The sequence below is a fragment of the Aneurinibacillus sp. UBA3580 genome, assembly GCF_002375825.1.
Taxonomy (GTDB): Bacteria; Bacillota; Bacilli; order Aneurinibacillales; family Aneurinibacillaceae; genus Aneurinibacillus; species Aneurinibacillus danicus.
The window spans coordinates 1,080-11,700 of the sequence record NZ_DFMZ01000081.1 but is presented as its reverse complement, the minus strand read 5'-3'; the positions used below and the strand labels follow the sequence as shown (position 1 = coordinate 11,700).

The following is a 10,621-nucleotide window of genomic DNA, read 5'->3' as shown; positions in this document are numbered from 1 at the left end:
GAAAAAGGCCTTCGCCTTTTTCTACATTGAAATCATTCCCTCATTCTTTCCTTCATTTTCCTTCGTACCACTAAAGTCAGCCGTCCTTTCCACGATTTTCATGTTGTGGTTGCGGCTGAGATGCCATGGTGGTTTTCTATGTCGATTCACGGAAAAAAATAGCGTGCATGGAGAAAAAAGGAGGATGCGGAATGAGGAAGTATAACGGTCGATTGGCTATTGCCGGGTTCATGTACATCGGAATTTTGGCAATGATTCTCGGATGTACGCCGGATAAAGGTTCAGATGCGGTTCCGCAAAAACAGGCATCCCAGGAAAAGAAGGAACAATCCGCCCTGCCTGTTTCGCTTGCCAGAGAAGCAGTGCCGCTTCCTGAAGCAGACACTCCATACGAACCGGAAGTTATCGCAGAAGGACTTAACGTGCCCTGGGCGCTCGCCATGGCCCCGGATGGGCGGATGTTTTTCACAGAACGTCCCGGTACGCTGCGGATAATCGAAAACGGAAAAGTTCTACCACAGCCGGCGCTTTCATTCCCTCCGCCTTTTGTAGAGAAGGGAGAGGGCGGTCTGCTTGGGCTAGCAATAGACCCTGATTTCTTGACTAACCGTTACCTGTATGTTTACCACTCTTATGAACAGGATGGCCAGATCAAAAATCGGGTGCTACGTCTTACCGAAAGTAAGAACCGCGCCCGCGTCGATAAGGTGCTGCTGGATGGGATTCCCGGTAACTACAATCATAATGGGGGAAGGCTGAAAATTGGCCCGGACGGAATGCTGTATATTACGACCGGCGATGCGCTTGAGCGGGAGCGATCGCAGGAGAAGGATGATTTAGCTGGAAAAATTCTACGCATTCGGCTGGACGGTACCATTCCGGAGGACAATCCGGACCCGAATTCTCCCGTCTACAGTCTGGGACACCGTAACCCACAGGGATTGGCCTGGCATCCAGAGACCGGCAAGCTCTATAGTGTCGAGCACGGCCAGTCCGCTCATGACGAACTGAATTTGATTGAACCGGGCGCCAATTATGGATGGCCGGTTATTGAAGGAGATAAAACAGAAGAAGGCAAGAAGCGCCCTCTGCTACACAGCGGCGAGCAGACCTGGGCCCCCTCGGGAATCGTGTTTATACAACAGGGGCGATGGAAAGGACAATTGCTTGCGGCCAACCTGCGGGGCGAACAAATCTGGAAGGCCGAGCTGGATGGGGAGAATCCGATTAAAGTAGTCTCGCTGAACAGCCTGTTTCCCGGAGAATTTGGCCGGATTCGTGATATTGCAGAAAGTCCGGACGGCTCACTGTATTTTATGACGAATAACCGGGATGGACGAGGCAAGGAACGTTCCGGGGATGATAAGATTATCCGCTTGAAACCTCGTCTCTAAATTCTAATCTTTGTACTGCTTGCTTCATAAAATAAAGAGGAGCTGTGATTAGCTCCTCTTTTCTGTTTCATACGGAACGCCGATGCCGGTAAATCCGAGCAGTATGGTCAGTACGGGACACAGCAGGCAGAAAAACGCGAAAGGCAGATAGTCGATGGTCGAGACGCCCAGCACACCGGTAAGAAATACGCCGCACACGCTCCATGGAACGAGTGGATTGACGACCGTTCCGGCGTCTTCGAGTACACGTGACATATTTTTTCGCGCCAGCCCCAGTTTCTCATATTGTTTTATAAATGCGTTACCGCTCAAAATGATGGACAGATACTGTTCACCGAGCAGCATGTTTATGCCGATGGACGAGAAAGCGGTGGAGGCGATCAGTCGTCCTCTTGTCTCGATAAAGCCGTGGATTAGCTCCATAAGTCGATTGATAATTCCCAGCCGGTACAGCAGCCCGCCCATGCTGAGAGCCAGGAAAATTAGTGAAACAGAGAACATCATGCTTTGCATGCCGCCACGTGTCAGCAGTGCATCGACGGCTTTTATTCCGGTCTTAGAGACAAAACCATCCTGGATGATGCCGGCCATCCGGCCTGCCGTCATGCCCGGCTGCAGCCAGAATGCGAGCACGATACCGGAGAGAATACCTGCCATCAGTGTCGGAATGGCCGGAACACGGCGTATCGCAAGCAAAAAAACCAGGATAGGCGGAATTAAAGCCAGCGGATGGATTGCCGTGTGCTCTATCAGCGCTTTGCGCAAGCTTTCTACCTGTGCCGCCGAATCGGGTGCCGCGCTTCCGACGCCGAGATACAGGAAAAGCACAAATGAGATCAGGAGCGCAGGGACGGTAGTCCAGAGCATATGACGAATATGCGTAAACAAATCAACGCGGGCCATTGTTGGGGCGAGATTTGTTGTATCGGATAACGGTGACATTTTATCGCCGAAGAATGCTCCAGAGACGACTGCACCCGCTGTCAGGGCCGGGTTGATTCCCATGGCTTCTCCCATGCCCATGAGTGCGACGCCGATGGTAGCTGCTGTGGTGAGCGAGCTGCCGATACAGGTTCCGACAACGACGGAGAGTAAGAGCGCTGCGGCAAGAAAATAATTTGCGGACAGGAGATGAAAGCCATATACCATCATTGTCGGCACGGTACCGCTGGCCATCCAGACCCCGATGAGTGCACCGATAAGCAGAAAGATAAAAATCGGTACTAAACCGGGACGCACGCCTTCTATAATTCCCTGCTCGATTGTTGTCCAGGGGATTTTCTTGAAGAAGGCGACAAGAATTAACAGAAACAGACACAAAAGGATAGGAACGTGCGGTGGAGCTTTCAGCCCGATCATGATTGAGCCGATGATGCCAAGCAATAGCACGGTTAGCAGCACCGCCTGGCCTTTTGTAAAATGATGAGTAGTCGTTTCTTCCCGCACGGTAGATTCCCCCCCTTATATAATTTATTACTTAAACGCTTGTTTGCTTTTAAGTGATAAAGTGACTTTTTAAGAATACAAGATTAATAGTTTGTTTGTAAAGTATTATTTTCAAAGAGTAGGGAAAAGGATACGATATAATTAAAGAAAGAAAAAACGAAAAAATGAGGATAAGAAGATGAAATATGGAACAATAAAATGGGACGCTAAAAGCAATCAGTTGCTGTCGACGGTATGCCGGAACTGTCCGGACCCGCACTTTCAGCGGCGATCGGAGGAGTTGCCGCATATTGGATGCTGTGCGTATGAACCGGTGTTTACTTTATTTGAGATATATAAAATGATAGCAGCGGGTGAGACGGACTTTTTCATGGAACAGCTGTACCGTAACCCGCGCAATACCATATATGAATACGAAATTGTAGCGGGAGCATTCATTCATCCGCTGTTCTATAGCCGAGGGCCAGGAGAGTCAGAATCTCCGGCGGAACGGTACGAGCGGCTGCGACAGTCACCGCATACGGCTTATCAGGCGGTGGATGAACGATTGGCGTATGCGGTGTGCCAATTTTTTGTCGACGGCAAGGGATGCGGTCTGAATCCGCATTTCAAAACGAGCATTTGCCGCTCGTTCATTTGTGACGCAGTTGAAGAAAGGTTATCAGAAGAAGAACGCAAACAGCTGTCCGCAAGGCAGCGGATGATCCGGGACGAGGCCGAACCGTTTCACCGCAAATACAGGGCGATATTTCAAGAGAAAGGCTGGACACTGGGGGATAATATTGAAGAAATTATGGTTTACTTGCAAGAGTTGAATCAACAGAAGGCGGAGTGAAATTTCCACTCCGCCTTTGTTTGGATCGAATACAATTTCCCTCTTGCGTTTATACTTAGGAGAGAAACGGGGATTGAATCAAATATTACTTGATTACACGTCTGGCCGTTACATAATATTTTTGGTGCCAGGAACTGTTCAGGTTGCTGATGGTCACATCGTATTTCGTGTTTGCCATGTGCAGCACTTTGCCGTTGCCGATGTACATGCTTACGTGGGTAATGTCCCATTTGTTTTTCTTTGTGCTATAGAAAATTAAGTCGCCTTTTTGCAGCTTGCTCTTCGGTACATAGCTACCCAGTTTTACCTGACGATCATCGTCGCGTGTATGAATGTCAATACCATTTTTCTTGAAAATATAGTATATAAATTGTGAGCAATCCATGTATTTTCCGGGAACATAATTGTGGCTGTACTGCGCCTTGCCGCCCATCAGGCTTTTGCCGGTACGGATGATATTGTCAATGACACGGTTTTCATTTGCCACATTTACCGTTGTGCCGAATTTTGCGGATACCATAGCTGCTTCAGCTTGTCCCGGACCAGCCGCCAGGCCGCCGAGCAGCATACTGCCTGCTAATAATCCTGTAGTAAGAGCTTTGAAACCTTTTTTCATGTAACTTCTCCCTCTCTCTTTAGCCGACGAGGTTAGCTGACGGGTTCGGTCGAAAGGCGCCCGACCGCGCATAAAAGCGCGATTTCACCCCATTTGCTTGGTTCCCCCGTTCCAGATTCTGTATTATCTGGATTAGGCGTTTGTTGTTGTTATTTTTTATTCTCTATAAACGGTAACGTAAATGAGAGAGAAGGGCATTAGCAGATAGATGGCATCATTTCCTTTATTTTCATTTCTAGGTGGAATGACACATAGCCCCTGTTCGCCAAAAAAGCGAACAGGGGCTATGTGTCTGTGATTATGGATTTAGAAATTTGTTGTAAGAAGCCGGTGAGCAGCGACACGAATAGGCATTTCGATCGATGTTTGATAAACATCAAGTTGACCGGCCAGGCGAAACAGTTCCCGGTTTGGCTTGGTATTGACCTCGATAATCCAGACTCGGCCTTTTGTATCAATGCCAATATCAATGCCAAATTCTATGAAATTGCCGAACTTTGATTCGATATGCCGGGGCAGAAGAAGACTGACCCGCCTAATCTCGTCCAGAATGCGCGAAACTTCCTTTACAGAAAAGCGATAACCGAGCAATTCTTCAAGTCCGATAGCACGCCCGCCACTTTGCAGGTTAGAGGTAACGAATTGCTGAGGGGATTGTTTGCCCACCATGCCCGTTATCATCCATTCATCCTGCTCATTTTTTTGAACGAGCACCCGGCTATCGCATATGCTGTTGGGCAGCAAGGAGAGTGCAAGACCCTGCTGCAGAATGAATGTGCGTCCTTGCCGCTGGCACCACGTTAGTAAAAACCGCTCGGTAGCAGGGCACGTTCGCATGATATTACGGATAATGTTATTCTGTCGATCGCGGCCGACCATCTCAAATATATTTCCATTATGACGAATGCGCAGGATGCCTTTGCCTCCTGAACCGTTTACCGGCTTTACGTAGAGAATAGGGTGCTTTCGAATCATGCGCTGCAGTGCACCACGCTGCATTAATACGGTGTCCGGCAGGTAGGGGGCAATGTGTTGGTCCTGGCTTAGAAATCGGTGAGCGTTCCATTTATGAGCAAAACGGTTGTTTAAATAGGTTAGACGGCTTGCGCTGCGATATGCCGCATATTTTTTGAATACCTCAGGCAACATATTGCTGAAACGGTCGTATACGATATGCGGCAGGTGCGTTTTTTTTCTTCTCCATACTTTGGTTTTTATATCATACACGAAGCCGTATACAATTCCCTTGTTTTCATCGATGTCAGCGGGGGAGTAGACGATGAGTCCACAGTTATGCGTTTCAGCGGTGAGAGCAAGGCGCGTGAGGTATGTTTTACCTGCTATGAAATTCCCGTTACGATATGTCAACACTCCGACAAGTGGACGCTGTATGTTCATATTATCTCACTCTTTTCTTTAGTCTCCTCCTCCAACCCGGAACATAGATTTTCCGGGAGCATCTCGTATACAGGCAAACGTAAGGGAGAAACTTTATGAATGGGAATGTCGGGTCTCTCCCGTATCAATAAAAGTTTGCCTGATGCTGGGCGTATTCTACGATGCGCCGCAATGATAATTTACGAATATGCGGTTCGTCAAACTTGCCCGGTTTAGCGTTTGCTTCGATAAACCAGATGCGTGTGGTTTTATCGATGCCAATGTCCATCGATACTTCACCGAGTGCAGGCCATTCTTTTTCAAGCGAGCGAGCGATGCGCAGCGCCATATGATGAATCGATATGAGTATGTTTTCCGGTGAATAGTGCGGAAATGCGGCTGTAAGGACTTCTTCAGGCGATTGTACCGATCCGCCGCGCGGTACATGGGTTGTAATTTTGCCGGATCCCGCCAACCGGATCCCCATACCGGTTACATCCCATTCGCCGCGGCCGTTTTTTTGCGCCAGCAGACGGACATCGAACAGTTTGTTGTTGAATGTGGCCAGGTCGATACCCTGCTGTATAATGTATGGCTGTTTGATTCGGGATGAGAGATACATCCAGACTTCTTCCTTTGTAGAAAATGGTTTGCTTACCGTTTTTTTTCGTTCCTGGTATTGTATCAGATAGCCGCCTGTAGGCTTTCGCTGTACGCGGTAAATGCCTTGACCTGCCATACCGTTTACCGGTTTGACATATACGAACGGATAAGAAGACAGCATCTCATAAAGTATATTTTTCGAAGAAAGCGGTACGGTACACGGCAAATAGGGCAGGACGCCCGAGTCGCGCTGTAGAGCGGCATATAGCTGCTGTTTATTGAAGAAATGAGGATTGTATAGTGTGAGGTTGCGCATGTTCGAAAGTTGTGCCAGCGCAATCTTTACATGCTTTTGCTCTTCCGATGCACGGTTAGGGATGCGGTTATAGAGAACGTGCGGCAGCGGCAGCCTTTCTTTTATCCATTTCTTTCCATGTCGATGGTACAGATAGCCCTGTACGGTACGCGTTTTCCAGTTGATATTTTCTATCGGGACGACGTATACGAGTGCGCCTATCCTCCGGCCTGCTTCGATAATATCAATAAAGTTGCTTTGAACTCCGCGAAACAGTCCGCCTCCTGCCACAGTAAGAATGCCGACGAGAGGTCCTATCGTAAAATGGTTCTGGTGAGAACGAATGCGTACTTTTGCTTTGATGGAATACAGATTGGGCCGTTTGCGTGTTACAAGCATCGTTTTTTCCCAGGAACCGAACCGCAGGCGAACTTTCTTTCGGGAAAGAAGTGGATGCGGCGTTTTGCTCGCGGAGAGGTGAAGGCGCCATGTTCGGTGTAAGGGGTGAATGGACACCCATCCTGTCGCGAGCGTACTCATGAAGTCACCGACTTTGAGCGATTTTGCCAGAGATAATACGCGTAGCGCAGCGGATTAAGTCGTACATCCCGAAAATGTTTCCCTTCTTCAATCTGACGGAAGGAAGCGCGCCCGGGTTTGGAGTTTACTTCAATCAACCATACCTGACCCCAGCGGTCGACTCCAATATCGATACCCAATTCGACCAGGCGCCCATGCCTTCCTTCGAGGAACGGAGGCAGTTCTTTGACGATAAAATCAATTTCCTGATTAATCTTTACCATTTGCTCTTCGCTAAAGTATTTACGAAGGAAAGATTCATACGAGTACGCCTTGCCTCCCCCGCATAAGTTAGACGTGAGGCCATTTTTAACACCGGCGCGTACGGCGCGGCCTGTTTCTCCCCATTCGCCTTTGCCGGTTTTCTGCACAAGTACGCGGATGTCGAATGGAATACCGTCTGGAGTCGAGAGTTGAAGATACGGTTGGGCGATCATTTTCACCTTGAATTGATTGCGTAGCCATAATAGCAGTGCTGTCCGGCTGGGAAACGTGCGGTGAAAAATTTTATTTTTAAAGTTCCGACCATCGACACGGTGGACATTGTTTTTAGATATAACTCTCATTACACCGATACCGAGCGAGTTGCGCATTGGTTTTACGACAACCGCTTCATAATTGTTGAGCAGATCTTTAATTACCTGCATGGATGTAATGAGTTCAGTGGCGGGCATGTGGGCGGCGATGCCGGGATGCTGGATAAGATGGTTGTGGTTCTTAAGCTTGTCGCCCAGCACATGTCCAAGAAACGTAATGGAAGGATTTGCTTTCAATCCTTTGATTTGCGCTTCGTATTTTTTACGGTTGGACAGACGGTCGTAGATTAGTGTCGGGAAAGGCAAGCGAATTTTTACCCATTTTTTCTGAGGGGTATATCGGTATGCCATGACCGTTTTTGTCGTGAAATTGATGTTTGTAGGTAAAATGACGTATACCGGCAGCCCGATTTTTCTTCCTGCCTGGGTCAAGAATGCAAAGAACGTTTTGTCGGGAAAAGGTTGATATTTAGTACTTGGGGTGGCTAGAATGCCCAAATAACCCGAAGGGTTTTTTTTCATTATGATGACCTCCTTCTTGGACGTCGCTTGGCTTGCGGCGTTTTTTTGGGAGCGGACGGAATAAAGCCGCTCCGGTAAAAACAGTAGTCAACCAGTCGAATGACAGAAGGTCGCGACCCTTTGCCGGCATTCGCCAGGGCATTGTTTGTTTTGGAAGGCTTGGAGTTGATTTCAAGCAGCCATACTTTGCCGCTTTTCTCAACACCTAAATCGATGCCGAGTTCCGCATAATGGCCTTCCACACATTTCTCGAATAGTCGGGCGATGAGTAGTGCATGCTTCCGGATGGAAGCGGCAACCATATTGCGTGTCATCGGAGGAAACCCGGCCGCCGTCAGCGCCCCGCCCAGCGGAAGCATGGTCCCGCCGCGCGCCACGTTGGAGACGATACTTTTGCTTGTGGGTGCGCTTCGTCCCACCACGGATGTGATGCTCCACTCGCCGTATCGGTTTTTTTGCACAAGCGCGCGAAAATCCACAATACCTCCCCGCATTTTGATAAGATGTAATCCCTGCTGCATTAAATATTGCTGCTTACCTATGCGAGAGCGCAGCATCTGGTGCAGCGTCCCCAGTGTACGGTATCGCCGTATGACCGTTCCGTTCAATGAAGCATATTGGCATACATAACCGCCATTGGTGCGGGCGAGACGGATGATGCCACGCCCGAGGCTGCCGCTGGACGGCTTCAGGTAGATGTACGGGTGTTTCTGCAGCATAGCTGAAAGTGATGCAACTCCTGTGTACAGCTCGGTATACGGAGAGAAGGAGGCGTTTTCCGGCAGACGGGACATCCGCTCGTAAATGTGCCATTTATCGAGGAATTGTTCGTTAAAGAATAGTACGCCTTTATTTTTCAATATGGCGATTTTCTCCTTTGTCTCTTCTTTTTCTTCAATCCGGCGCGATCCGATGCGATTATAAACACACTTCGGCAGCGGAAATCTTCGTTTAATCCAATGATTGTTGTGATACGTCCACCCATCCGCCGTATTGTTTTCCTGCGAGATTTGATCTAATGTGAAAATAAAACCGAGTCCTCCCCGCAGGCGACAGGTCTGCGATACCTCACGACAGAAATCGGTAATTCCCCCGAACATTCCTTCTTCTGTAGGCGCCATCCGGTAGATTAGCACGCCGACAAGCGGTCCGACGATAAGCTCTCGGGTTTCCGCATGAAAATAAAAGCCGTATGCCATCTCTTCTTCGAGCAGATGAAGTCTTCGTGCGAGAGATTCCCGGATTCGTACAGGAGCAGCGGTGGTGACCGTTTCAAAAGCAACCTTTACTGTTTGTAATCCGTACGTCAGGTTAAGCGAATTTTTGCCGGAAATCCCATGTTTTTTGACAAAGGAGGTCGGGAGCTGTAAATCGATCGCGGTGGGAAGAGACTGATCGGGTATAGGTTGAATCCGCGTATAATGCTGCGGCATGGATCGCTCCCCCTTTCTTACATGCGTGTATCATCCCTTTATCTTATGAGCGAATGAACAGGAGCGTGAGTATTCCATCCATTTGTTTACTGTAGAAGAGGCTGGTACAATAAAAGGAGGAACTTTAGTGAAGCAAAGAAAAGAATGGAGGGTGAAAGTATGAAAATTACATATCATGGACATTCTTGTATACAGGTTTCACATCAAGGCAAATCGGTGATTATTGATCCGTTTCTGACGGGAAACGCTCTGGCAAAAGCAAAGCCGGAAGAAATTGAAGTTCAGTATGTACTGCTGACGCATGCACATGGGGACCATATCAGTGACGCACTTACCATTGCTAAGCGGAATAATGCTACGGTCGTTGCTACGCATGAGCTGGCTACATATATGGGCTGGCAGGGAGTTAAGGTCCATGGCATGAATCTGGGTGGCGCGTACGAATTTGATTTTGGTACTGTGAAGATGACACAGGCTTTTCATAGCTCTGCGATTGTGCTTGATGATGAGCAGAAGATTATCTATGGCGGCATGCCGGGCGGCTTCCTTGTGACAATGGGAGGCAAGACGCTTTATCATCTTGGCGATACCAGCCTGTTCAGCGATTTGAAAATGATTGGAGAGCGCAATACGATTGATATCGCATTTGTGCCAATTGGTGATAACTTCACCATGGGACCGGAAGATGCATTGCAGGCGTCCGAATGGGTTGGTGCAAAACTCACTGTACCTGTGCACTACAATACTTTCCCGGTTATTAAGCAGAATCCGGAAGCGTTCGTACACGGCCTTGAAAGCAGAGGTTTGAGAGGTAAAGTCATGACTGTGGGAGAAGAACTTGAAATATAATAGTTTAGTAACAGTTTTGTAATATATATGTAATATTCATGGGGTATCTTAAAATCGTGATGAAAAACCCCCTTTTATATACCTCTTGTGTTGGAGCGACGGATCAAGTCGCTCTTTTTTTTGTGAAAATAAGGAA

The 10,621-nt window shown here is 48.2% G+C and carries 9 protein-coding genes and 1 riboswitch; of the genes, 3 read left to right on the top strand and 6 right to left on the bottom strand.

Going from position 1 to position 10,621, the window contains the following annotated elements; genetic code table 11:
* Positions 1 to 191 precede the first annotated feature (191 nt).
* Positions 192 to 1,394, top strand: coding sequence for a PQQ-dependent sugar dehydrogenase (locus B2899_RS12215; RefSeq protein WP_286886131.1), 1,203 nt, complete (start codon positions 192 to 194; stop codon positions 1,392 to 1,394).
* 48 nt (positions 1,395 to 1,442) lie between these two features.
* On the opposite strand, the gene nhaC is transcribed toward B2899_RS12215, so the two are convergent.
* Complete coding sequence (gene nhaC / locus B2899_RS12210) at positions 1,443 to 2,840, bottom strand: Na+/H+ antiporter NhaC (RefSeq protein ID WP_146807904.1); 1,398 nt, start codon at positions 2,838 to 2,840, stop codon at positions 1,443 to 1,445.
* A 178-nt stretch (positions 2,841 to 3,018) separates the two neighbouring features.
* Between nhaC and B2899_RS12205 the strand changes: the two genes are divergently transcribed.
* Positions 3,019 to 3,675: a hypothetical protein gene (locus B2899_RS12205; protein WP_286886127.1), complete on the top strand. Its 657-nt coding sequence runs from the start codon at positions 3,019 to 3,021 to the stop codon at positions 3,673 to 3,675.
* Positions 3,676 to 3,760: 85 nt separating this feature from the next.
* On the opposite strand, the gene B2899_RS12200 is transcribed toward B2899_RS12205, so the two are convergent.
* From B2899_RS12200 to B2899_RS12180, 5 genes are all read right to left on the bottom strand, one after another.
* Positions 3,761 to 4,291: a C40 family peptidase gene (locus B2899_RS12200; protein WP_170230036.1), complete on the bottom strand. Its 531-nt coding sequence runs from the start codon at positions 4,289 to 4,291 to the stop codon at positions 3,761 to 3,763.
* 6 nt (positions 4,292 to 4,297) lie between these two features.
* Positions 4,298 to 4,440, bottom strand: a riboswitch (cyclic di-AMP (ydaO/yuaA leader).
* Positions 4,441 to 4,597: 157 nt separating this feature from the next.
* Positions 4,598 to 5,689, bottom strand: coding sequence for a YheC/YheD family protein (locus B2899_RS12195; RefSeq protein ID WP_286886124.1), 1,092 nt, complete (start codon positions 5,687 to 5,689; stop codon positions 4,598 to 4,600).
* A 124-nt stretch (positions 5,690 to 5,813) separates the two neighbouring features.
* Positions 5,814 to 7,106 carry a YheC/YheD family protein gene (locus B2899_RS12190; RefSeq protein ID WP_286886123.1) on the bottom strand — a complete coding sequence of 431 codons (1,293 nt, stop codon included), beginning with the start codon at positions 7,104 to 7,106 and terminating at the stop codon, positions 5,814 to 5,816.
* Positions 7,103 to 8,203, bottom strand: a complete 1,101-nt coding sequence (locus tag B2899_RS12185) for a YheC/YheD family protein (protein ID WP_146807909.1) — start codon at positions 8,201 to 8,203, stop codon at positions 7,103 to 7,105. The genes B2899_RS12190 and B2899_RS12185 overlap by 4 nt, the downstream gene beginning before the upstream one ends.
* Positions 8,203 to 9,636, bottom strand: coding sequence for a YheC/YheD family protein (locus tag B2899_RS12180; RefSeq protein ID WP_286886120.1), 1,434 nt, complete (start codon positions 9,634 to 9,636; stop codon positions 8,203 to 8,205). The genes B2899_RS12185 and B2899_RS12180 overlap by 1 nt, the downstream gene beginning before the upstream one ends.
* Before the next feature lie 159 nt (positions 9,637 to 9,795).
* Here B2899_RS12180 and B2899_RS12175 point away from each other — a divergent pair, with 159 nt between their 5' ends.
* Positions 9,796 to 10,485, top strand: a complete 690-nt coding sequence (locus tag B2899_RS12175; protein WP_146807911.1) for a metal-dependent hydrolase — start codon at positions 9,796 to 9,798, stop codon at positions 10,483 to 10,485.
* Positions 10,486 to 10,621: the final 136 nt, after the last annotated feature.

Coding starts and splice junctions, on each gene's coding strand:
- B2899_RS12215 (WP_286886131.1), top strand. CDS start 192: ATGAGGAAGTATAACGGTCGATTGGCTATTGCCGGGTTCATGTACATC.
- B2899_RS12205 (WP_286886127.1), top strand. CDS start 3,019: ATGAAATATGGAACAATAAAATGGGACGCTAAAAGCAATCAGTTGCTG.
- B2899_RS12200 (WP_170230036.1), bottom strand. CDS start 4,291: ATGAAAAAAGGTTTCAAAGCTCTTACTACAGGATTATTAGCAGGCAGT.
- B2899_RS12195 (WP_286886124.1), bottom strand. CDS start 5,689: ATGAACATACAGCGTCCACTTGTCGGAGTGTTGACATATCGTAACGGG.
- B2899_RS12190 (WP_286886123.1), bottom strand. CDS start 7,106: ATGAGTACGCTCGCGACAGGATGGGTGTCCATTCACCCCTTACACCGA.
- B2899_RS12185 (WP_146807909.1), bottom strand. CDS start 8,203: ATGAAAAAAAACCCTTCGGGTTATTTGGGCATTCTAGCCACCCCAAGT.
- B2899_RS12180 (WP_286886120.1), bottom strand. CDS start 9,636: ATGCCGCAGCATTATACGCGGATTCAACCTATACCCGATCAGTCTCTT.
- B2899_RS12175 (WP_146807911.1), top strand. CDS start 9,796: ATGAAAATTACATATCATGGACATTCTTGTATACAGGTTTCACATCAA.